The 22211-nt window shown below is 69.2% G+C and carries 22 protein-coding genes; 9 read left to right on the top strand and 13 right to left on the bottom strand.

The features are described 5' to 3' along the window. Positions 1-50 precede the first annotated feature (50 nt). A complete protein-coding gene (locus DFJ67_RS37205; protein ID WP_147315759.1) occupies positions 51-2336 on the bottom strand; it encodes a hypothetical protein in 2286 nt (761 codons plus the stop codon). A 115-nt stretch (positions 2337-2451) separates the two neighbouring features. Beyond that, the gene (locus tag DFJ67_RS37200; RefSeq protein WP_116073677.1) at positions 2452-3747 is read right to left on the bottom strand and encodes a hypothetical protein; all 1296 of its coding nucleotides are present in this window, start codon (positions 3745-3747) and stop codon (positions 2452-2454) included. A 161-nt stretch (positions 3748-3908) separates the two neighbouring features. Here DFJ67_RS37200 and DFJ67_RS37195 point away from each other — a divergent pair, with 161 nt between their 5' ends. Together DFJ67_RS37195 and DFJ67_RS37190 are read left to right on the top strand one after the other, a co-directional pair. Beyond that, the gene (locus tag DFJ67_RS37195; RefSeq protein WP_116073675.1) at positions 3909-7349 is read left to right on the top strand and encodes a ThuA domain-containing protein; all 3441 of its coding nucleotides are present in this window, start codon (positions 3909-3911) and stop codon (positions 7347-7349) included. A 645-nt stretch (positions 7350-7994) separates the two neighbouring features. Next, positions 7995-8909 carry a phosphotransferase gene (locus DFJ67_RS37190; RefSeq protein ID WP_203783520.1) on the top strand — a complete coding sequence of 305 codons (915 nt, stop codon included), beginning with the start codon at positions 7995-7997 and terminating at the stop codon, positions 8907-8909. 47 nt (positions 8910-8956) lie between these two features. On the opposite strand, the gene DFJ67_RS37185 is transcribed toward DFJ67_RS37190, so the two are convergent. Next, positions 8957-9565: a TetR/AcrR family transcriptional regulator gene (locus tag DFJ67_RS37185; protein WP_116073671.1), complete on the bottom strand. Its 609-nt coding sequence runs from the start codon at positions 9563-9565 to the stop codon at positions 8957-8959. Positions 9566-9613: 48 nt separating this feature from the next. On the opposite strand from DFJ67_RS37185, the gene DFJ67_RS37180 reads away from it, so the two are divergent. Both DFJ67_RS37180 and DFJ67_RS37175 read left to right on the top strand, forming a co-directional pair. After that, complete coding sequence (locus DFJ67_RS37180) at positions 9614-9955, top strand: cupin domain-containing protein (RefSeq protein WP_116073669.1); 342 nt, start codon at positions 9614-9616, stop codon at positions 9953-9955. Between the two features lie 82 nt (positions 9956-10037). Then, the gene (locus DFJ67_RS37175) at positions 10038-10613 is read left to right on the top strand and encodes a dihydrofolate reductase family protein (protein WP_116073667.1); all 576 of its coding nucleotides are present in this window, start codon (positions 10038-10040) and stop codon (positions 10611-10613) included. A 7-nt stretch (positions 10614-10620) separates the two neighbouring features. Here DFJ67_RS37175 and DFJ67_RS37170 read toward each other — a convergent pair whose 3' ends face one another. Then, the gene (locus DFJ67_RS37170) at positions 10621-11094 is read right to left on the bottom strand and encodes a hypothetical protein (protein WP_239097132.1); all 474 of its coding nucleotides are present in this window, start codon (positions 11092-11094) and stop codon (positions 10621-10623) included. Positions 11095-11142: 48 nt separating this feature from the next. Next, positions 11143-11691, bottom strand: coding sequence for a TetR/AcrR family transcriptional regulator (locus tag DFJ67_RS37165; RefSeq protein WP_116073665.1), 549 nt, complete (start codon positions 11689-11691; stop codon positions 11143-11145). A 56-nt stretch (positions 11692-11747) separates the two neighbouring features. Between DFJ67_RS37165 and DFJ67_RS37160 the strand changes: the two genes are divergently transcribed. Genes DFJ67_RS37160 through DFJ67_RS37150 form a run of 3 tightly spaced genes read left to right on the top strand, consistent with a single transcriptional unit; the run spans position 11748 to position 13903 of the window. Beyond that, positions 11748-12506, top strand: coding sequence for an ABC transporter ATP-binding protein (locus DFJ67_RS37160; protein WP_116073663.1), 759 nt, complete (start codon positions 11748-11750; stop codon positions 12504-12506). Next, the gene (locus tag DFJ67_RS37155; protein WP_116073661.1) at positions 12496-13254 is read left to right on the top strand and encodes an ABC transporter permease; all 759 of its coding nucleotides are present in this window, start codon (positions 12496-12498) and stop codon (positions 13252-13254) included. The genes DFJ67_RS37160 and DFJ67_RS37155 overlap by 11 nt, the downstream gene beginning before the upstream one ends. Positions 13255-13264: 10 nt before the next feature. After that, the gene (locus tag DFJ67_RS37150) at positions 13265-13903 is read left to right on the top strand and encodes a class I SAM-dependent methyltransferase (RefSeq protein ID WP_116073659.1); all 639 of its coding nucleotides are present in this window, start codon (positions 13265-13267) and stop codon (positions 13901-13903) included. Here DFJ67_RS37150 and DFJ67_RS37145 read toward each other — a convergent pair. Further along, a complete protein-coding gene (locus DFJ67_RS37145) occupies positions 13900-14835 on the bottom strand; it encodes a UbiA family prenyltransferase (protein WP_116073657.1) in 936 nt (311 codons plus the stop codon). The two genes, DFJ67_RS37150 and DFJ67_RS37145, sit on opposite strands and share 4 nt — an antisense overlap. 98 nt (positions 14836-14933) lie before the next feature. Here DFJ67_RS37145 and DFJ67_RS37140 point away from each other — a divergent pair, with 98 nt between their 5' ends. Next, a complete protein-coding gene (locus DFJ67_RS37140) occupies positions 14934-15815 on the top strand; it encodes a serine hydrolase domain-containing protein (RefSeq protein WP_116073655.1) in 882 nt (293 codons plus the stop codon). Between the two features lie 514 nt (positions 15816-16329). On the opposite strand, the gene DFJ67_RS43500 is transcribed toward DFJ67_RS37140, so the two are convergent. The 7 genes from DFJ67_RS43500 to DFJ67_RS37110 all read right to left on the bottom strand — a co-directional run bounded on the left by DFJ67_RS43500 (position 16330) and on the right by DFJ67_RS37110 (position 20777). Continuing rightward, positions 16330-16512 (bottom strand): hypothetical protein, encoded by a 183-nt coding sequence (locus DFJ67_RS43500; protein ID WP_203783522.1) that lies wholly within the window; start codon positions 16510-16512, stop codon positions 16330-16332. Positions 16513-16550: 38 nt separating this feature from the next. After that, on the bottom strand, positions 16551-16931 hold the full coding sequence (locus DFJ67_RS43495; protein WP_203783524.1) for an MFS transporter: 381 nt from the start codon (positions 16929-16931) through the stop codon (positions 16551-16553). Between the two features lie 150 nt (positions 16932-17081). Continuing rightward, positions 17082-17723: a fasciclin domain-containing protein gene (locus DFJ67_RS37130; protein ID WP_116073653.1), complete on the bottom strand. Its 642-nt coding sequence runs from the start codon at positions 17721-17723 to the stop codon at positions 17082-17084. A gap of 84 nt (positions 17724-17807) precedes the next feature. Then, positions 17808-18518 (bottom strand): anti-sigma factor, encoded by a 711-nt coding sequence (locus tag DFJ67_RS37125; RefSeq protein WP_116073651.1) that lies wholly within the window; start codon positions 18516-18518, stop codon positions 17808-17810. Continuing rightward, positions 18472-19050 (bottom strand): RNA polymerase sigma factor, encoded by a 579-nt coding sequence (locus DFJ67_RS37120; RefSeq protein WP_116077092.1) that lies wholly within the window; start codon positions 19048-19050, stop codon positions 18472-18474. Before DFJ67_RS37120 ends, DFJ67_RS37125 begins: the two co-directional genes overlap by 47 nt. Positions 19051-19290: 240 nt before the next feature. Further along, positions 19291-19956, bottom strand: a complete 666-nt coding sequence (locus DFJ67_RS37115) for a class F sortase (RefSeq protein WP_116073649.1) — start codon at positions 19954-19956, stop codon at positions 19291-19293. Beyond that, complete coding sequence (locus DFJ67_RS37110; RefSeq protein ID WP_116073647.1) at positions 19953-20777, bottom strand: DUF4397 domain-containing protein; 825 nt, start codon at positions 20775-20777, stop codon at positions 19953-19955. The genes DFJ67_RS37115 and DFJ67_RS37110 overlap by 4 nt, the downstream gene beginning before the upstream one ends. Positions 20778-21073: 296 nt before the next feature. Here DFJ67_RS37110 and DFJ67_RS37105 point away from each other — a divergent pair, with 296 nt between their 5' ends. Continuing rightward, complete coding sequence (locus tag DFJ67_RS37105; protein WP_116073645.1) at positions 21074-22159, top strand: Gfo/Idh/MocA family protein; 1086 nt, start codon at positions 21074-21076, stop codon at positions 22157-22159. Positions 22160-22211: the final 52 nt, after the last annotated feature.

The raw sequence follows: 22211 nt of genomic DNA, 5'->3' as shown, positions 1-22211 counted from the left end.
GGGGTCCGGAGGTGCGGGCCGGGCACCAGGCCCGGCCCGCAACGCCGCGATCAGTCCGCCGGGAAGTGGATAGTGTAGGGGATTTTGTTGGCCTTCAGGCAGTCGTAGAGCTTCTCGGCCATGCCGAGATCGTTGACGTTGGGCTGACCGCTGCCACTCGCCACGAAGTGCCAGTGGATCTTCTTGATCCCCTTGCCTTTCATCTTGTCCTGGTTGGCTTCCTTGATCGCGTCCTGGTTGGCGGGATCCTGATACCAGGCGTCCTTCTCGCACTGGTCGACCTGCTCCAGGATCCGGTCATCGGCGAACGCGAAGCCGGCCTTGACCTCGTGGAAGATCCAGCCCTCGTCGGTCTCCTCGGCGTAGTCGACTTCGCGGGGGCCCTTGAAGTCGGGGCTGTCCGGCTTCTTGATGCCGAACTTCCGCTGGCCGGGGCGACCGATGCCCGCCATCATGGCCGCGAAGTTGACCTCGCCGCTCTCCCAGCCGTAGGCCCAGTCGACCTTCGGGCCGTTCTCCTGCAACCCGTCGGTCATCATCTCGTGCAGCCGCTTGAGGTCGGTCCGCTTGCCGTTCAGCAGGCGGTCGAAGTTGGCCTTGGAGACCCGGCTGCCGGCTGCCGCCGCGACGAGCCCGGTTGGTTGCTCGACCTGCTCGACGACGAGGTAGTTCCAGACCTCCGGCATGATGAGCTCGTAGGTGAGCTCCTTGACGGTGTCCGGGATCTTGTCGTACTTGGCGACGTAGCGCGCCGCTGCCATGAGCCGGTGCGCGTATTTGTTGACGAACTTGGCGACCTTGGCCGGGAGCGAGACCGCGTCGCCGACGTAGGGGATGACGCCGAGGATGCTCAGCCCGGCGCTGACCCAGTCGGCGTGGATGAGCGCGGCGATGGTGTCGCGGATGTCGGCCAGGCCGCCGAGAATCCAGCCGACCACCGGGATGACGCTCAGTCCGCCGCCGCAGAGGTTGCCGGCGAGCCACGCCATCGAGTCCTTCTCGGCGAAGTCGCCGGCGAACATACCGAGCAGGAAGTCGCTGACGTAGGACCATTTGCTGATCTGCTCGTCGAACTGGCTCGGGTGCAGGCCCTGCGACTCGGCGTTGGCGATCTCGTAGTCGTCGCGCAGGCCGTCGTTGTCGGTGTCCTGGAAGAGCGCGCTGATCAGGTAGTCGAGTTCGGTGCCGTCGGAGAGGCCGTCGCCGTCGGTGTCGGCCTTGGTCGGGTCGGAGCCGTTGTCCTCTTCGGTGAGGTCCGGGACCCCGTCGCCGTCGGTGTCGACGTCGGTGGGCACGGGTTCGATCGGTGGGACGTCACCGGGCGACGGCGGCGCACGCGGCTGGTCGGCCACCAGGGGGTTGCTGCCCCGGCTCACCTCGGTGCCGTCGTTGACCCCGTCGCCGTCGGTGTCGGGATTCGTGGGTGTGGTGCCGATCCGCTGCTCGTCGAGGTTGGTCAGGCCGTCCTGGTCGACGTCTTCAGCGGCGTCCGAGATCGTGTCGACGTCGGTGTCGTAGGCGTTGGGTCGGGTCCAACCGACGAGCTCGGTGATCTCGAACTTGTCGGTGAGCTGGTCGCTGTCGGAGTCGATCAGCAGCGGGCTGGAGCCGAACCGCAGCTCCACGCCGTCGACCACACCGTCGGCGTCGTGGTCTCCGGTGTAGGTGATGCCGAACTGCTTGAGAACCTTGAAGCCGCTTGCCCACGCCTCGGCCGCGTGCTCGATGGCGTCTTCGACGTCGGCCTCACGCAGTTCCTCGTCGGTCTCGGCCAGGTTCTCCCGGGCCTCGCGCAGATCCTTGAACGCCTTGTCCAGCCCCGGCGGGACCGGGGTCGGCTTCGGGTTGGCGCGGAACGGGCCGATCGTCGCCTCGGCGTCCTGAATGGACGCGTCGGCGAGCTGCCGGATGCCGGTCAGGCTCTTGACCAGCGCGGCGATGTGGTCCTGCTCCTTGGTGCCGCTGAGCCCGTCGTCGAGCCGCTCCTCGACGAAGTCGCCGAACTTCTCGACGTTGCCGAACGCCTTGTCGGCGTCTTCGAAACCGTTCAGCCGGGCGCCGTCGAAGTAGCGCGTGTCGACGTCGGCCCGCACCTGGTCGATCCGGCTTTCCTGCTTGTCCTCCCCGTCCCTGATGTAGGGCCGCAGCGCCGCGACCGCCTCAGTGACGTAGACCTTGACGTCGCGGGCGTACTTGGTGCCCGGGATCGCCTTGACCGCGACTTCCCAGCGTTCCGTGTTGGCCGCGGCCGGTGCGCCGAAGAACGCCAGCTGCGCGGCGACGGTCGCCGTGACCACGGCGGCCAGTCTTCGGAACGTCTGTCCCCGATGTCGCATGGACTCATTCCCCCATTCATGGAATCCGATGGATCCACAGGGGAACGTAGTGGCCGGGTCGCCGGCGTAGGGGGCAGATCAGGGATCGAAGACTGTCACAATGTCGACCCTGCTGTCAGGCGGGCTTGCGGTGCATGCGGTAGTGGAGGATCAGGAACGGTAGGCCGAACACCGTGAAGGCGTGGTCAGCGACCAGGTCGCCGCCAGGGGTGACGAAAACGTCGAGCCGCTCCGCGAAACCGTGCACGCTCAATGCCGTCAACCGTCGGGTTTCCGGGTCGACGTAGGTCAGGTAGTGGCCCGGCTGGTCGCCCTGGCCGCGGCTGCTCAACGTCAGCCCGCCGTCGGCACGGGCCCGAGGTTCCAGCGTCGCCGTGAAACTCGCCTGCGGCAACGGGAAGCCGACACTCACGTACCCCCTGTTGCCGTGTCGATAGGTGGTGTAAATGCCGACGTAGATCGGCTCGTCGGTGTCGGCGAACGACCGGATCCAACCGCGGACGCTGACCGTCGCGTCGTCCGGGCGCGTGATCGTGTCGATCCGGCTGAGGATGCCGCGTTGGGTCTCGCGCTGGTTCATCGGCACGTTGGCCTGGCCGAGCGGCCGCGCCACCAGCGTGCGGTAGAGCAGGTAGCCGGGGCGCACCCAGAGCCGCCATTCCGGCACGATGTCGAGGGTGAAGCGGGTCGTGTGCTCGTAGAACTCGCGCACCCGCGGGTCCACGTCGCCCGGTGTGAACGCCGGGCCGGCCAGGTCGTCGAGGCTGGCGACGATGCCGACGTCGGGGGTCGCGGGGTGGTAGTCGCCGCCCATGACCGTCGCCAACTCGCGCACGTAGCCGGTGCCGACGTAGCGGGTGCGGGCCTCGAGCGGCACCACGAACGGCAGGTCCGCCGGCTCGACGTTCTCGGCGAGCAGACTCACCTGGGCGTCTCGGAAGATCAGAGCCGACGTGGTACGGAAGACGACCACCGTGACAGCCGCGACCACCGCGGCCGGCACGTCGCCCCAGATCGCACCCAGCGCCCAGCCGACGCCGGCGCCGAGCAGCGGCCCGAGCACGACCTTGTGCGGACGGATGCCGAGCAACCCCACGAGCGCACCGGCGAGGACACCGACGACGACCGGGCCGAGGCCGGTCAGCCGCCCTACCAGCCAGCCGAGCGGGGCGACGAGGGCCGCGCTGGCGACGATGCGTGACCACAGCGCGGGAATCTCGTCAGGCTTCTGGAGGGCCCGGGCGACCACGTCGGTGGCCGCGAGCACCGCGGCGCCGGCCACCGCGCCGACGACGATCGCGGTGGCGCCCCAACCGGCCGTCAGCGCAGCGCCGCCGAGCGCGCCGATCGCACCGGCGAACACCGCCGAGCCGCGCCGGTCCGGGCCCTGGCGCCTACCTTCGGTTTGCATACCCAAGGTCTACCGCACGGCCAGGTCCCGGCCGCGCCCCGGCTCGTCGGACGACCAACTACGCGGCAGGCATTGATTCGGGCCTATAGGTGCCCCTACGCTGAGCGGGTCGGCGAACGCACAGCGCTATCCCCACCGTCCCCTGCTCCGGGAGCGCCCGCATGAGTCGCATTCGCCGTGCCATCGCCCTCATCGCTGCCCTCGTGCTCGCGGTGACCACCGCGATCGTCGGCCCAGCCAGTCCCGCCAGCGCCGCGCCGCGGTTCCGGGTGCTGGTCTTCTCCAAAGTCACGAACTTCTATCACGACTCGATCCCGGCCGGCATCGCCGCCGTGCAGCAACTCGGCGCGGCGAACAACTTCGAGGTCGAGGCGACCACCGACGCCGCCGCGTTCACCGACGCCAACCTGGCCAGGTTCGACGCGCTGGTCTTCAACAACACCAATTCGACGCCGGAGTCGGGCGCGTTGCTCAACGCCGCCCAACGCACCGCCCTGCAGACCTTCGTCCGGGCCGGCGGCGGCTGGGTGGGCCTGCACGCGGCGAGTGCCAGCGAGCGCGACTGGACCTGGTATGACGGCCTGGTCGGCACCATCTTCGACGTACACCCGGATTTCTCCTCGACCGGCGGCGTCTTTCCCGGCCGCATCAAGGTGCTCGATCGCGCGCACCCCTCGACGAAGAACCTGCCGGAGCTCTGGGAGCGCAGCGAGGAGTGGTACAACTGGCGCACCAATCCCACCGGCCGGGTGCACACCCTCGCGCAGATCAAGGTGCGCGACGGCATCAACGGGCTCGACGAGGGCGTCGACCACGCCTACTCGTGGTGTCAAAATTACGACGGCGGCAAGTCGTGGTTCACCGCCGGCGGGCACTCGATCTCGTCGTTCAGCGAGCCGTTCTTCCTCGACCACCTGCGCGGCGGGATCGAGTGGGCGGCCGGCGCGGTCGCCGGTGACTGCAGCGCGACCCAGAACAACAAGTTCCAGCGGGTGCCGCTGGTGACACAGAACCTCGCCGACCCGTTCGAGCTGGCGGTCGCCCCCGACCGGCGGGTGTTCTACATCCAGCGGACCGGCGCGGTGAAGGTGATCGACCAGAGCACGCTCGCGGTGACCACGCTGATCGACTTCGCCTACACCCCGGCGCAGACCAGCCAGTCCGACGGGTTGCTCGGGCTCACCATCGACAACAACTTCGCGACCAACAACTGGCTCTATCTACTGTGGTCGGACAAGACGCTCAACCAGCTCAACCTTTCCCGGTTCACGGTGACCGGGTCGACGATCGCGCTCAGCTCGGAGAAACGGCTGCTCACGATCCCGACCTGGCGTGGCGAGGCGCGGGCCAACTCGCACATGGGCGGCTCGATCGCGATGGGTAAGGACGGCAACCTCTACGCGGGGATCGGCGACAACACCGACCCGTTCGAGTCGAGCGGATTCGCCCCGATCGACGAGCGGTCCGGCCGCCGGGCCTTCGACGCGCAGGGCACCGCCGGCAACACCAACGACCTGCGCGGCAAGATCCTGCGAATCCGGCCGCAGGCGGACGGCACCTACACCGTGCCGGCGGGCAACCTGTTCGCGCCGGGGACGGCCCGTACCCGATCAGAGATCTATGCGATGGGCATGCGCAACCCGTTCCGGATCACCGTCGACCCGCACACCAACGCGGTGCTGGTCGCCGACTACGGGCCGGACGCGACGGCGGCAAACCCCAACCGCGGACCCGAGGGTACGGTCGAGTTCAACCGGATCACCAGCGCCGGCAACTACGGCTGGCCCTACTGCGTCGGCAACAACACCCCGTTCAACGACTTCAACTTCGCGACCTCGACGTCTGGGCCGGTCTTCAACTGCGCCGCGGTGGTCAACAACTCGCCCAACAACACCGGCCTGACCAACCTGCCGCCCGCGCGCCCGGCCCTGGTCTGGTATGCCTACTCCGCCTCGACCCAGTTCCCCGAGGTGGGCACCGGCGGTGGCGGCCCGATGAGCGGCCCGGTCTACGACTACGACCCCGCCAACCCGCGCCTGTCGAAGTTCCCCGAATACTTCGAGAACAAATGGATCGTGTACGAGCTGACCCGCAAGTGGTGGAAGACGCTGTCGATCAACAAGACCGCACAGACGTTCAGTGACCCACGCTTCGGCCCGACCGCTGTCGGCGGCCTCCAGTCGATCAACACGATCTTCACCGGGATGAGCTGGGTCCAGCCCTTCGAGGCGGAGTTCGGCCCGGACGGCTCGCTCTACGTCATGGACTTCGGCGCCGGCTCGGGCAGCGGCCGAGGCGGCACCAACGAGGGCGCCGGCATCTACCGCATCGACTACGTCGCCAACGGCGTGCCACCGGTGGCGGTGATGACCGCGAGCCGCGACTCGGGCGCCGCGCCGCTCGCGGTGACCTTCTCCAGCGCCGGCTCGTCCGGGGCCATCAGCTACGCGTGGGACTTCGACGGCAACGGCAGCGTCGACTCGACGGCGGCCAACCCGTCCTTCACCTACGGTGTCCGCGGTTTCTACACCGCCCGGCTGACCGTTACCGGCGCCGGCGGGCTGACCGCTATCGCCACCACGGAGATCACCGTTGGCAACACCCGGCCGACTGTCACTGTCAACATCCCCAATGGAGGCTTCTTCGAGTTCGGCGACCGGATCCCTTATACGGTCACGGTCACCGATCCTGAGGATACGACCGTCGACTGCAATAGGGTCGTCGTGCAGACGCTTTTGGGCCACGACTCGCACGCGCACCCGCTCGACAACTATGTCGGCTGCTCGGGCACGCTGATCACCGAGTCGGGCGGCGGCGACGGGCACGGGCCGGGCGCCAACCTCTACCAGTTGGTGAGCGCGCAATACACCGACGGCGGTGGGACGGGCGGGATTCCTGCGCTGACGGGTTCGACGCAGGTCGCGTTGCAGCCACGCAGCATGGAGGCCGAGAACTTCGACGCGCAGTCCGGGGTCAGCGTCCTCGACCGGGCGGCGGCCCAGGCCGGTCGGCGCCTCGGTGACGTCGACAACGGCGACTGGATCAACCTCGGTCCGGTCAACCTGACCGGCATCAGCGGCGTCACGGTCGGCGCTTCGTCGGGCGGCACCGGTGGGGCGATCGAGTTCCGCGCTGGATCACCGACGGGCACGCTCATCGGCACGGCGACGATCAACAGCACCGGTGGGTACGACAACCTGATCTCACCGACGGTGGCCCTGACCAACCCCGGCGGCACGTTCCCGCTCTACCTGCGCTTCGTGAAGGCCGGCCAGACGGGTGATCCAGACATCATGGCGTTGGACTGGCTGCGCTTCAACGGCCGCGGCGTGAAGGCCGAGACCGGGGCGACGCTGACCGTCTCCGGCACGCCGACGACCGGCACGCGGCCCTTGACAGTGGCGTTCTCCAGCACGTCGACGCCGCCACCTGGCCGCACCATTGTGGACCGGGAGTGGAGGTTCGGCGACAACACGGCATCCGTCCACGCGGCGACGGCCAGCCATGTCTATTCGCGCGCCGGCACCTACACGGCCTGGATGACGCTGACTGACAGCGTCGGGGCCACCCACTCGAGCAGCCTGACCATCACCGTGAGCTGAGGGGAGCGCTGTCAGGACGGCGCGGCGAGGCGGGGGATGAGCATGGCGAGAACCTCCGCGTAGGCGAAGCCGAGGACGAACGTGGAAAGCAGTCGCTCGACGCGTGGAAACAGGTCTTCGGGCAGGCCGGCGTCGGCGAAGGCACGGTAGACCCCGCGCGGGCCCGCAGCGCCTCTGGCGTGCTGCGCGCCGGGAACTGCTCGCCGGCAAGACGGTGCCGCTCTTCGCCGCGTTGCTGGCGCAACAGGCCGTCGTGCTGGCGTTCGCGGCTGTCGGTTATGGCCCCGACGTCGCCGGCGCGGGTTGGGCGTCCGCGATCGTCGGCGCCGCGTGGGCGGTGTGCGTGCTCGGCTTGGGCACCGCGCTGGCGACGCTGGTCCGCAACCACGGCCAGCTCAGCGCGGTCAAGGACATCGCCGCGCTGGTGCTGGCCGGACTCGGCGGCGCGCTGGTCCCGACCTCTTTGCTCCCGCCGTGGGCCGCCGTTCTCGCCGGCCTACTGGGCTCTGCGGGGGTACGCCGACGCGCTCGCTCCACGGCCCGCCGTGGTGGTGGTCGTGGCAACGGGGTTCGCCGGGTTCGCGCTCGCCACGGCTGGTGCGGCCGTTTGATGCCGGCGACTGTGGCACAGTCCTGGGTGTGCCGGTGGACGGGCTGCCTGACTGGTTGCCGACCTGGTGTCTTGAGCATCTGGGAGGCCCACCTGCCGGCGTGCTGTTCCGGTCGCACCAGGTCTCGATGGTGTTCGGTGTGCGGCTGGCCGATGGCAGGGACGTGGTGGTCAAAGCACGCCCCGACGACGGCCGGACCGCGTCGTGTCTCGCGGCGCAAGCCAGCCTCGCGGAGCGCGGGTTCCCCTGTGCTCGGCCGCTTACGCGGGTGGTCGGCGTCGGTGCGCTGGCCGTGCACGCCGAGGAGTATCGGCCCGGCGGCGAGGTGTTGCAGGGGGACTCGCCGGATATCGCGATGCGCTGCGCCGAGGTTTTCGCCCGGCTGATGGCCCAACTTGCCGGCGTGACCGTCGCGCCGCCGCTGCCGAATCCGCCCTGGGTGCGCTGGGACCACTCCGATGCTGGGGTGTGGCCGGCGATCGACGTTCTCGACCGCCGGCACCAGGGTGTCGTGTCCGAGCACATTGTGCAGACGGCTGAGCGAGCTCGTCGGCGGCTGCTGGCTGCCGGCTTGCCGTGCGTGCTCGGTCACGCCGACTTCGAGGCACAGAACCTGCGGTGGCAAGGTCGGCAGGTGTGGGCGGTGCACGACTGGGACAGCCTGGCGTGGCAGCCGGAGGCGGCTCTGGTGGGAGCGGCGAGCGGGTCGTTCGCCAGTGCCGGGCCGCCCACGCTGGCGCCGGTCGACAGCTCCGAGGCGTTCCTGGTGGCTTATCAACAGCTTCGCGGGCGCCCGTTCACCGTGGTGGAGTTGGATATCGCGTGGGCGGCCAGCTTGTGGATGGCTGCTTACAACGCTCGGGAGATGGCACTGTGCGGTGGCAGCCCAGCAGGCGGCGATGCGCTGCGTGCACAGGCCGCTGAACGCCTCCGCCGGGCCAATGCCTGACGGCTGTCGGTTTCTTGCTCTCGTTAGCGCCGGTTTCCTTGCTCTCGTTAGCCCGGTCGACGGGCTTCGTCGTGTTTGACCGCGGCGTCGAGAAGTGCGCGAGCCGTGGCTTTGACGGTGTCGGTGGCCTGCTCGGGGGAGTAGCCGGCGATGTCGACGAGCCAGATGAGGGTCTCGATGCCCGTCGCTGAGCGGATAGCGGTGGCCAGCCGGCCGATGTCGATGCGCGGGTGGCTGTCGCGCAGCGGTGTCAAGGCTTCGGCGATCCACCCGATGGCGCGTCCCTGCCTCAGCACGGGTTGGTCGGCGCCCGGGTCCAGTGCGAGCCGCAGGGCGGCGCGGAGCTGAGGTTCCCAGGTGAAGTTGTAACGGGCGAACTCGGTCACGAGCAGGTCGAGGCGCGCGGTTGCGTCGGTAGGCGCGTCGGGCGGCAGCAGGCTGTCGGGCGAGATGGTGGGCTGTGCGGCGAGCAGCAGGCTGCGCTGGTTGGGGAAGTATCGGTAGGCGGTCGTGCGCGAGATCCCGGCCCGTTGGGCGGCGTCCTCGACCTGCGGCGTGAGCCCGGTGGCGAGCAGGTCGCGGGCGGCGGCGACCAGCGCGAGTCGGGTGCGTGACTTCTGCGCCGTTCGCCCGGTCGACTCATAGGGCATCGCCATCCCATAATGGTACCGTAGTCCCACGAGTCGCACCGGGAGGAGCCCACGATGGACCCTTACGACCCGACCATCACCGACCCCGCGTTCTACAAAGTGATCTTCGAAAACGCGCGGGTACGCATCCTGGAATACCGCGACGAACCCGGCGACCTCACACACGTCCATCGGCATCCGGACAGCGTGATGGTCACGCTCAGCGCCTTCCGTCGCCAGGTCAGCTCCGGCGCCCGCAGCGTCGAGGTCGACCTGCGAGCCGGCGAGGCCCGCTGGGTCGGCGCCCAGGAACACGTTGGCGAAAACATCGGCACCACCGCGACACACAGCATCTTCATCGAGCTCAAGGAACCGGCGCCGCCCACGGCCGTTGGTTCCCCACTGGGGCCCAACTAGCTCCCTTGTCGGATCGGGGTGGTGGTGTTCGTTGGAGGGGTGAGGCCGCCACGAGGCGCGGCCACTTCCCGCAGGAGACACCGTGACCGCGACGTACACCTTCGACGTCTTCTCCACGCTCGACGGCTTCGCCAACCACAGCGGCGACTGGGGCGGCTACTGGGGCAAGCAGGGCCCGGAATTCCTCGCGCATCGTGCCGCTGCCTACCGCGACCCGCTGCGCATGGTGTTGGGGGCAAAAACCTACTCGTCGAACGCGCCGTTCCTTCGGCCGGGCTTCGACCGCAGCCTGTTCGACGAGTGGATCACGCGGATGTTCGACTCCCCGGTTACGGTGCTGTCCGGCCGGTTGACCGAGCCGCTCGATTGGCCGGACACGACCGTCGAGTCCGGCGATCCGGTCGAGGTGGTCACCCGCCTCAAGGCCGAATCCGACGTGCCGCTGCGTTCGCACGGCAGCCTGACGCTCAACCGCGCGCTGCTGAACGCCGGCCTGATCGACGCCATCGAGGTGACGGTCTTCCCGGTGATCTCCGGGACGACCGGCGTGGACCGGATCTTCGACGGTGTCGACGACTTCGACCTCGAACTGCTCGATGCCCGCACCTTCGACGACCACACGCAGGTGCTGACCTATCGGCCGACCCGACACGGCTGACCGGCGGTTATCCGTACACGAGGCCCATGGTGTCGGTATGGCCTGGCCAGCTGAGGTTCAGGTGCCAGCACCCAGCCTTTGGAAGATCGATGATGGACGGTCCAGGACCGCCCTGAACGCGGCGCGTCACGGAGACGTCCGAGCCGTCGAGCTTCGCCTCGATCACGAGGTCGCCGGGCGTGGGTTGCACCTTGGGCACCCAGAGAATCTTGTTGGACGGTCCCTCGGGTCTGGAGACGGCAAGCGGATAGCCGAAGATCGCGGCGACGAGGTCTCCCCGGTCGCCCATGACGTGCGGCATGCTCGAGTCGCCCGAGAATCCGGTTCTAGCCCATTCAGGCAGCGGGCCGGTATCGACCGGGGAGGCGCAGGCCGCCCGGGTGGCGGCGGGCGTTGCCTGCGCGGGCGACTCGTTACTTTCGCACCCGGCGAGGACGGCAACGGTCGAGACGAGCAGGACGATGGTCAGCAGAGATCTCACACCCGAAAGAGTCGCGGTGGAGGGATCAAGGTTCCCGCCCGCGGCGGGTCATTCCTGCGCGGCGAGGCGGGGGATGAGGACGGCGAGAACCTCCTCCGCGTAGGCGAAGTCAGCGTCGGCGGCCTCCCGGTCGGTGAACCTGCCGCCGGCCTCGGAAGCGGCGAAGCCGAGCACGAACGTGGAAAGCAGTCGCTCGACGCGTGGAATCAGGTCTTCGGGCAGGCCGGCGTCGGCGAAGGCACGGTAGACCCCCGCGCGGGCCCGCAGCGCTTCTGGCGTGGCGGCCCGGCGGGCGAGCAGCAGCCCGAAGACGTTCGGGTGGCGCCGCGCGGTCTCCCGCAGGCCGGCGGCCCGCCGGTGCAGTTGCTCCTCCCACGACGATTCCGCGTCCGGGTCCGGCTGCTCGCCGAGCAGGCGTTCGACCAGGCCGTCGAGCAGCCCCTGCTTGTCGCCGACGTGGCGGTAGAGCGCCATCGGCGTCACGCCGAGCCGATCGGCCACCGCCCGCATGGTGACGGCCTCGAGGCCGTCGCGGTCGGCGATCTCCAGCGTGACGTCGAGGATCGCGGCGCGATCGATCTTGGGTCTTGCGGGCATGCCGCCAGCATAGTATACGTTGTAGATATACGTCGTATATCTTTGTGGGAGGCGACATGCTGCTGGCCGAGGGACTCCATAAGCGCTACGGCCCTGTTTCGGCGCTGGCCGGTTTTGATCTGCGGATCGCGCCGGGGGAGGTGGTCGGCCTCGTCGGCCGCAACGGTGCGGGCAAGTCCACCTTCGCGGCGATCGCGTCGGGACTCGTCCGCCCCGATCGCGGCCGCGTGTGCGTCGCGGGGCACGACGTGACGCGCGAGCCGCGCCTGGTTCGTCCGCTGCTGGGACTCGCCGCGCAGGAGCTGGCGCTCTACCCCGGCGCGACCGTGATCGAGAACCTGCGCTTCTTCGGTGGCGTGCAAGGGCTGCGTGGCCGCCGGCTGCGCGAGGAGATCGAGGAGGTCGGTGTGGCGATGCGCCTGGACGACCTGTGGCGCCGCCGGGTGCGCACCCTTTCCGGCGGTCAGCAGCGCCGGGTGCACGCCGCCGTCGCCCTGCTGCACCGGCCGGCGGTGCTGCTCCTCGACGAGCCGACCGTCGGCGCCGACCCCGCCAGCCGGAAAGCGTTGCTGGACACGGTACGCGGACGGGCGCGGGCCGGGGCGGCCGTCTGCTACACCACCCACTACCTGCCGGAACTGGAGATCCTCGACGCAACCGTCGCGCTTGCCGAGGCCGGTCGGGTGGTGGCCCGTGGCACCCGCGCTGACCTGCTCGCCGCCCTGCCCCGCGCCGCCGACGGCCGGGCACCGACGCTGGACGACCTGTTCCGGCAGTGGACGGGCGCACCGACGGAGGCCCTCGATGCGGCCTGACACCCTCGCCGGCCCGCGCCGTTTCGGCGTCGTCGCGCGCCATCAAGCGGTACTGCTGCGGCGTGCGCCAGGCCCGTTGCTGGCGTACACGGTGATGCCCATTGTCTTGACGATCTTTCTCGAACCGATCCGCGCCAGCGTCGCACCGGCCGGAACCAGCGGCATCGACGCGGCCGCACCTGGCATGCTCGTCATGTTCTCGCTGTTCATGGTGGGCGTCGTCGGCGACAGCCTGATCAACGAACGCGAGTGGCGCACCGGGCAACGGCTGCGCACCACTCCACTGCGCGCTGGCGAACTGCTCGCCGGCAAGACGGTGCCGCTCTTCGCCGCGCTGCTGGCGCAACAGGTCGCCGTGCTGGCGTTCGCGGCTGTCGGTTATGGCCTGGACCTCGCCGGCGCGGGTTGGGCGCTCGCGATCGTCGGCGCCGCGTGGGCGGTGTGCGTGCTCGGCTTGGGCACCGCGCTGGCGACCCTGGTCCGCAACCACGGCCAGCTCAGCGCGGTCAAGGACATCGCCGCGCTGGTGCTGGCCGGACTCGGCGGTGCGCTGGTCCCGACCTCTTTGCTCCCGTCGTGGGCCGCGGGGCTGGCCCCGTTCTCGCCGGCCTACTGGGCGATGCGCGGCTACGCCGACGCGCTGGCTCCACGGCCCGGCGTTTCGGCTACGGCCGTCGTGGTGCTGGTGGCGACCGGGTTGGCTGGGTTCGCGCTCGCGGTCCAATCGCTACTGCGGCCGCACGCGTAGCGTCGACACCATGCCTGCGCCGCACTGGTTCTTTCGCTTCATGTATGACCGTGAAAGTGCGGCGTGGGAGCGGCGACGCGACGAGTCGGAGCAACGTGAGCTGGTCGGGCGGACCGTCGATGAGCTCGCCAACGTGGTCGCCCCGCCGGGACCCGTCGCCGATCTCGGTTGCGGGCCTGGCGCGCACGCGCTCGCACTCGCACTGCGCGGTTACGACGTCGTCGGTGTCGACGGGTCACCTCGGATGGTCGAGGTCGCGCGGACCCGAGCCGCGCGCGACGAGATCGCGGTGAGGTTCGACGTGCACGACGTCGGCGCCCCGCTCCGCTTCGGGGACGCGTCGCTGGGAGGTGTCCTCGCGGTCCTTGTCCTACAGCACCTTGCGCATCCGGCGGCCTTCATCGCCGAGATCCGGCGGTGCCTGCGGCCGGGTGGGCATCTGTTGATCACTGCTCCGGCCCGGAGCAGCACGCCGGTGACGTCGCCGAACCTTTACTGGCGGCTGCGCGCGACGTGCTACCACCTCGTGCCCGGCGTCATCCACTTCTACGACACGTACTCCCTCCCTCGTCTGATCGAGGGCCAGGGCCTGACCGTCGTCGCGTGCAAAGGCGAGCCCGGCCGCGTCAGCGTGTTGGCCCGCGCTTAACGTGCCCGGGCGTACGCGAAGAGGAAGTCCGTCGCCGGCACTGCGAACGCGACCGCGACGACCGCGAGACGTGGGATTGACGGACGGCGGGCCAGGCCGGCATACAACGCGACCAGCAACGGGGCCGCGACCGTCTGCACCAGCCAGGAATCACGCGCGACGAACACGTCAAGGTGGCAGCACGCCAGCCAGACCGCGTTCGCGACGGCCCACGAGACCAGCCCGGCGCGATAGCACGCCGGCGCACTCCAGCGCACGGCCGCGGTCGCGTAGCCGGCCGCGCGGTCAGCGCTCAGGTCCATGACGGTCGTAGGAAGGTAGAGCGCGGTGACGAGGAGGAGCCCCAGCACCACCAGGATGGGCTGGTAGTCGAAGACCGGACGGTGCAGCGACCAACCGGCGAGCGGGCCGAACACGCCGACGACGACCGCGTTGACTGCCACATCCGCGCCGGGCCGGCCCTTGAGCCGGATCGGGGGAACGCTGTACATCCAGCCGAGCACGAGCACGACCGCGGTGCCCGCGACGAACACCGGGCCGGCGACGGCCGCAGCCATGACGGCGCCGATGCCGGACCAGTGGACGCAACGTCGCAGATCGGCTGGGGTGAGCACCCCGGTCACGAGTGGGGCGGCGGACTTGCGCGGGTTGTGCCGGTCGCTCGGCAGGTCGTGCAGATCGTTGAGCGCGAACACAAAAGTCCACACCAGCGGGCCGAGGAGCAGGCCCACCGCGATCGTGGCCGGCACGTCACCGCGGGCGGGCAGCCAGTCGCCCGTAGCGAGCACCGCGCCGAAGGCTGCCCCAGCCCAGCCGAGGGGCCAGAACCACGGCCGCGTCAGCCGTACGACGGCCCATACCCGTACCACGTAGTGGTGTCGAAGAGGTCCAGAAGGGACAGTGACTTGCGGTGTGGCCACGGCGAGGGGCATGCCATCGACGCTAGGCGCGCCGGCCGCGGCCCCACCTCACCCCTGCGAGCCATCCAGCTCCCCTCCGCGGGGGAGATTGGGCAACTAGGATCGGCGCCATGATCCGGACGGAGACTCTGGTGCGGCAGGGTGACGAGTGGATCGTCGACGACGCCACGGAAACGCGATACCAGCTGGCCTCTGTCAGCAAACAATTCACCGCCGCTGCCGTCCTGCTGCTCGTGGCAGACGGCAGGCTGGCCATCGACGACCGCGTGAGCCGTTGGATCGACAGCAGCCCGGAGCAGTGGCGAGACATCACTCTGCACCACCTACTCACCCACACGTCCGGCCTCGGCACCTGGCACGACTACCCCATGATCGACCTCGCTCAGCGAGTTGAGCCCAGCGAACTACTGAGAACCTTCGCCGGAGTACCACTCCAATACCCGCCAGGGCAGAGCTGGAGCTACAGCAGCCCGGCGTACGTGCTGCTGGCGCACGTTGTCGAACGAGCCGCCGATACGCCCTACCGAGAATTCGTGGCAGACCGCATCTTCGACCACCTTGGTTTGGCCAACACGTTCGCCGGAGCGCCCGGCGGCCGGCCGAACCTGGCGCCCGGCCACGACATCGAGGGTCAACCGCGGCCGACCTGGGAACTGGACGTGGTTGGCATGGGGGCAGGAGACGTATGGTCGACGGCCAAAGATGTGCTGGCCTGGATCGATGCCCTCCAGGCCGGCCGTCTGCTGCCCGAGCCATATCGCACGTTGATGCTGACCGAACGAGTGCCGACCGGCAAAGGCCCGGACGAGAGCGGTTACGGCTACGGCGTATTCATTGGTGAGGTCAATGGCAGGCACTGGTGGCACCACAGTGGCGACAACGCCGGCTACAACGCGTTCGCCGCCAACATCCCGGAACTCGCCCGCCGCGTCGTCGTCCTCACCAATACCGACGCGATGGACGCCAGCACCATTGAGCCTCTGCTCGCATAGATCGACCGCTGCGAATCAGCAGTAGATCGACTGGCCGACGCCAGCGCGCATGCCCAACGTCCACGGCGAAGGCACTGCCGAGGGCGACGACGACAGCCCCTGCGAAAAGCCCCACACGCCCGACCCGCCGACCGCTCAGGGCGCCGAACGTCGTCCAAACTGGGACAGGCCATCAGTAGCACGGGCACGGGCTCTTACCACGAGGGCGAAGCCGAGGCCGCTGAAGGCCAGGCCGCCGACGACGATCACCCAGGGCTTCCGGTAACGACTTTGAGGCTCAGGCCGTCCCCATTCCCGCGAAGCCAGGTCGAGAAGGTTGCGGCGGCGGCCGCTGGCGACCGGCAAAGTTGGTCCTGCGGTGCTGGTCATCGCGGTTCTCCCCAACAGAGATGGTGGCAACGCAACCGACGTCGCCACCATCCCAAGCCGCCGGCTCACGGCCTTCCCCCGCCAGCGGGAATCGCCTCCCTCCGGCGGGGGAGCCCCGCAGAGGCACCCCCGCCGGCATCCTGCTTCACCTCGCGGGCACGGCCTGGCCGCGGTGCACACCCCGCCGCCCCAGGCCGGCGATGGTGACCAGGCTGGCGATCACCAGTGCTGTCACCGGCACCAGCAGGCCCGTCCGATAGCTGTCCAGCGTTGCCTCCGGAGCGGTCGTGTCAGTGCCGGCCACCGCGACCACCACCGCCGTCGTCACCGCCAGCCCCAGCGCCGACCCGAATTGAAACGACGTGGTCAGGATGCCGCTCGCCAGCCCCTGCTCGTCCGCTCGACGTCGTCGGTTGCGGCGATCGTCAGCGGCCCGTACGCGAGCCCGAACCCGAGCCCGATTGCCAGCAGCCCGGGCAGGAGCGTCAGGAAGCTCCAGGTCATGCCGAGCGGTAGGAACCACGCGAACGCGAGCGCGACCAGCACGAGCCCGACCGCGATCACCCGGTGGATGCCGAACCGGGCGACGAGTCGAGGCGTCAGGGTCGGGGCGAGGATCGCGTCGATGCCTATCACCGCGAGTGCGAGGCCGGTCTCGATCTCCGACCAGCCGCGCAGCTCTTGCAGGTAGAGCACGGCGAGGAACTGGAAGCCCATGAACCCGCCGACGAGCAGGAAGGCGCCCACGTTGGCCCGTGAAGCGGAAATCGTCGCTTGAACGTAGTCACCGCGCCCGAGAACGCGGCCAGGACGGCCGCCGCGAGGGGTCACGCAGGGTTTGGGTGGGTAGCGTGCCAGGGACAGCGGGCGCGGCATTGCCGCGCCCGCTGGTTTACGTCAGGGCAGGTCGATGGGGCGTAGTACCCGGTCGATGCTGTGCGCGATCTGCCGGTTGCCCTTGTTGATGTCGAACGCGACCACGCGCGGGTCACGGTCGCTGCGGTCGGCGTCAACGAGCCTGATTCGGCGCCAGTAGTAGCCGTAGACGTCGACTTTGATGGAGGACTCCGCGGCGGTCGTCAGAGTCGCGCCGTCGGCCTTCAGCGCTGCGGCACGGTTGATCGTGACGCCCGGCACCACGTGGTAGAGCAGCACGGACTCGACGGTGTCGATGCCCAGGCCAGCCACTGCCGTAAACGATGCCTTCTCGCTCGGTAGGCGCCTGGTGTGCTGGAGGTCGGCGACCAGCGTTTGGAAGGCCCGATCGTTGGGGATGAACGCGGTCAGGGCCGTCTTGCCGTCGGCGAGCACACCGACTGCGCTGGACGGTTTGGCCTCCAATACGGCCAGCACCGCGGCGGTCAGGATGTCGTAGTCGCTGCCGTTGCGATCGAAACCGCCCTTGTCCGCGGTGAGCACCGCGGCCAGCGACCGGGTGCCCAGCGGCTTGGTCTTGCCGTGCGCGTCGGCCGGTGCGGCGACCAGAGCGGAGGCGACGATCGCGATGGCCGCGATGGCCGTGGCTCGATTGAACTTCATCTTCGTGCGTCCTTTCCGGGTACGGAGTGATGGCTTTGACGCCACCACCCCGTACTTCGGACGCATCGCCCAAGATGGATGCACCTAATATGTCAGCGTCCCGCGCAGCAGGCTGTGGCCGGAGTGCCCGGCGTCGCCGTCGTGCGGTTCGTCGCTGATGTCGACCAGTCGATAGCGGTTCATGTCGATGCCGGGCGGCAGCGTCAGCAGCGCGGAAGACTTGTCGGAAAGGTTGCCGATCGCCGTCATCCTGGTGGGGTCGTCGGGGTCGATGAGCCACACCTCGTGGAAGCCGGTGGTCAGCGGCAGGTTACGCACGTCGATGCGCATCTCGCCGTCGGAGAGCACCCGGACGGTGCCGGCAGCCGATCCGGGCACCGTCGGCAGGGGCGACAGCGTCGCTCGGGCGGTCACCCGCTCGGCCGGCGCGCGCAGCACGAACCGGTCGACCGCCACCGTGCCGGCGACCGCGAGGACCGCGGCCGCGGCTGCGGCGAGCACCGGCGTCAGCCAGCGCGGCCGTGCCCGACCCGACCGCTTCACGAGCTCGCGGACCGGCGAAGGCGCGGTGGCACTCCCTGCGATGTCGGCCTCGACGCGCTGCCAGATCCGCTCGGGCGGTGGCGGCAGGTCGCCCATGTCCTGGCTCTCCCGGCCAAGTTCGGCGACGGTGCGCAACGCGTCGAGCTCGTGCCGGCAGACGGCGCATTCGGCCAAGTGGCCGAACTCGCCGGGGCCCTCGTTCTCCTCAGCGAGAGCGAGTAGAACCAGCCGATCGGGATCCAGATGCTGCACCGTCCACCTCCCAACGCTGTCGCAGGTTTGCCAGCCCACGGCGAATATGGCTCTTGACCGTGCCGAGCGGAAGCCCGGTGACGGCCGCTATCTGTGGATGAGTCAGATCGTCGAAGAACGCCAGCTCCAACGTGCGCCGCTGCTCGGCGGGCAGCCGGCCCAGCTCGTCGGCGACGACCAACCGGTCTACGACCCGCTCCGGAAGCTCCGGCTGCTCCGCTGGGGCGACCTGGGCACGCACGGTCTCGGCGACCCGGTCGTCCCGCGCCGTCGACCGGATCCGGTCGATCGCCTTACGCCGTCCGATTCCGAGCAGCCAGCCCAGGATAGTGCCGCGCTGCGGGTCGAACGTGTCCCGCCCGTTCCACGCGGCCACGAACGTCAGCTGCGTGACGTCCTCGGCGTCGGCCCGGTTGCCCAGCAGTCGCTGCGCCAGGTAGAGCACGGCGGAGCCGTGACGTTCGTACGCCGTCCGGAGGGCTTTCTCATCACCCCCACGTAGGCGTTCGGCGAGCTCGTCGTCGGAAATCATCAACCCCCCTCCCGAGCAGCGGTCCTCCCTGTATTTCGCTGTGCAGCCCGACCGTAGTGCCTGTCCCGCTTCGATGAACGGGCAAATGAGTCTGGGGTACCCCGCGATCATTGGCCGAGTCGAAGACAGCCATAACGACGTCAGCTACTTGTCCTTCGCTGCCGCTGGCGTGGATGGATGCGCCGGCCGGCCAACATGACCCAAACCTCTCCACAGCTGCCAGGTGGCATGGGGGTCGGCTCAAGCGCCCGACAACGTAGGCACGGCGGTTACCACGATGTTGTCGCGGTAGTGGCGGGTTGCTTGGTCGAACGGACCTCCGCAGGTGATCAGGGAAAGGCGAGGTTTTCCGTCTCGGGCGAAATAGCGGTCGAGTGGGATTCGGGATTTGCGGTACTCCTCGCGCCCGACGACCGTGTACCGCCGGTGTTTGCCGTCGTCTCCGGTGACGGTGATCAGATCGCCGTCGCTGAGCTGGCGCAGGCGGAAGAACGCGCCTCTGCCCTGGCTCGCACTGTCGACGTGGCCGGCGATCACGGTCGACCCAGCTGAGGCGTCCAGGCCGGGGCCGAAGCGATACCAGCCGACCCGGTCGACGCTCGGTGGCACGTCGAAGTCGCCGGTGCGGGGGTCCACGCCGGTCGGCACGACGGTGGCGGTCACGCCGATCGCCTCGATGGTCATCTTGACCGGAGCGATCGGAGAGTCGCGGCGAGGTAACGCACCGTCGTTGACCGGCACCTCGGTCGTGGGCCGGGCCGCGCTCGGGGTGGCCGACAAGGACCGCACCGTGTCAGCACCTTCGTCGGGTTCGGGTTGTGCGCCGCATGCGATGACGGCGGTTGCCACGAGTAGTGCGGCGCCGGCGGCCATGGCCGCCGGCGCCCACCGGGATCGGTATGTCATTTGCGCGCGGTGGCGTAGCGGACGCCGCCGGCCGCGAGCAGCAGCACACCGGCCGCGACGGCGATGTACCACCACGCGGGCGTGCTGGTGTCTGCGAGGCCGCCGGTGCCGCTGGGCACGCCGCCGGGTGCGGAGTGCAGGCCGTCGATGGTCTGGGAGACCAGGGTCAGGGTCTGCTGTTCGGCTGACCCGATGGCGTAGACGATTGTCGCGGTGCCTTCGGCGAGGTCAAGGTCGGCCGGGCCGATGACCGGCTCGGATTTGCCTGCCAGGACGACGTCGGACTTGACGGTCCCGGCGGCGATGTCGGCCTTGGCTTCCTTGGGGTTGGTCAGGTTCTCGAAGACCGGTTCGCCGCCTGCGCGCACGTCGACGGCTGGTGCGGCGGCGGTGTGCCGGACGATCAACCGGGCCTTGCCGGCGCCGGTCTTGGACGTGTCGTTGACGAACGGCGTGATCGTCGGGTCGCCGTCGGCGGTGAGGTGAGCGACGATGCTGATGTTGGCGCCGCCGGGCACCTTCGCGCCGTCGGCCTTGACGATCGCCTGGCCGATCGGCTCGCCCGGCTTGGTGAGGGCGAGATCGTAGCTACCGGCCGGAAGTTTCAGCGGACCGGCGACCTTGCCCGGCTGGAAGTTCTCCAGGGTCTTGTCGCCGTTGACGTACACATCGACGGGCTGACCCGGGATGCCGTGCACGACGAATACCGACGATTCCGCCGCCGCCATGGCGGGCATGGCGGTGCCGGCGGCGAGCGCGCCAAAGGCCAACGCGGTCGCGGCGGCAGCCGCGGCGAGCCGCCGCGGCAGGATTGTGGTCATGCTGGGTTTCCTCTCGATAGCCAGGCTGACGAGAAGGACTTCGTTCTAGAGCGGCCGGCCGGATGCACGGGCTGCGGAGAAAGTTTGTCGCCGGTGAGGTAACGGCCTGGCCCACAGGTGCCAGGCGGCCGACAACGCTCACCTCCTAGAAGGCTTCAACGAAAGGGAGAGACGGATGTCCGAATCGCGAATCCACGCTTTGCTTCGGCGCACCGTGTAACCGACCTGCGGCCACCACCTTGATGCCGTTCCGGGTGCTCGGGCAGCAAAGAGATGCGGTCTAAGCTGATCCCACCATGAAAAGCACCAGCTCCATCCGGGTGGCGATGCTCGGCACCGGTGCGTGGGCCCGCCGCGCGCACCTGCCTACGCTCACGGCGCTGCCCGGTGTCGAGGTCGTCGCCTGCGCGGACGCCTCGCCCGACCAGGCCGCCGAGGTCGCCCGATCCTTCGGTATCCCGTCGGTTTACCCGGGACTCGACGAGTTGCTCGACGCCACCCCCGAACTCGACCTGCTCGTGATCGCCGCGCCCGATGACGTGCACGCCCCCGCGATGCGGACCGCGCTGGCCCGCGGGATCGCGGTCTTCTGCGAAAAGCCGCTGGCCAACGACTACGCCACGGCAACGGAACTGGCCGACCTCGCCGACGCTGCGGCCGCACCGGCGACGGTGGGCTATTCCTTCCGCTACAGCCCGGCCGTCCAGGCCCTCCTGGCCGACCTCGAATCCGGTGTGCTGGGCGATGTCTGGCTGATCGAGGTCGCCGAGCACAACTCGCAGTTCCATCCACTGCTCGGCAAACCCATGAACTGGAAGGGCGACCCGGACTACGCGGCCGGGGGCGCCCTGTTCGAGTACGGCTCGCACGTCCTCGACCTCTGCCTCTGGCTGCTCGGGCCCGTGAGTGCGGTCAGTTCCGACCTCATCCGCGTGCGGCCCGACGCCCGCCTGGACGACATCGCCACCCTGCAGCTGCGTTTCGCCGGCGGTGCGTCCGGCACGCTGCTGTGCAGCTGGCTGTTGACCGGCGGCTACCCGGGCATCCGGATCCGGTTGCACACCTCGATGGGACTGGCCGAGGTGGAGCTGAGCGATACGCTGCCCGATGCCGAACGCTACGTCCGCTACCATCCGGACGGCTCGGCGATCGCGACCCCCGAGCTGTCGCGGCTCGCGGACGGCGACACCGCGTACACCCGCCGGCATCTGATGGACCTGCTCGGCCAACTGACCGGCGACCACGAGCGCGCGAGCACCATTTCACCAACCGCCGGTGTCCGTCCATCGAGGACACTGCCGACCGTACGGCAGTCCGCGCGGGTACAGCAGGTGCTGGAGGCCGCACTGTCGGCTGGCGACCACTGGGTCCACATCCCCTGAGTAGCGGCTTCGCGAGGGGACGAGTTCGGCGGCGCGGTGCGTGCAAGGACTT

This window comes from Asanoa ferruginea (genome assembly GCF_003387075.1).
Classification (GTDB): Bacteria; Actinomycetota; Actinomycetes; order Mycobacteriales; family Micromonosporaceae; genus Asanoa; species Asanoa ferruginea.
Note: the sequence above shows the minus strand (reverse complement) of the source record. Positions and strands in the feature narration are given on the sequence as shown.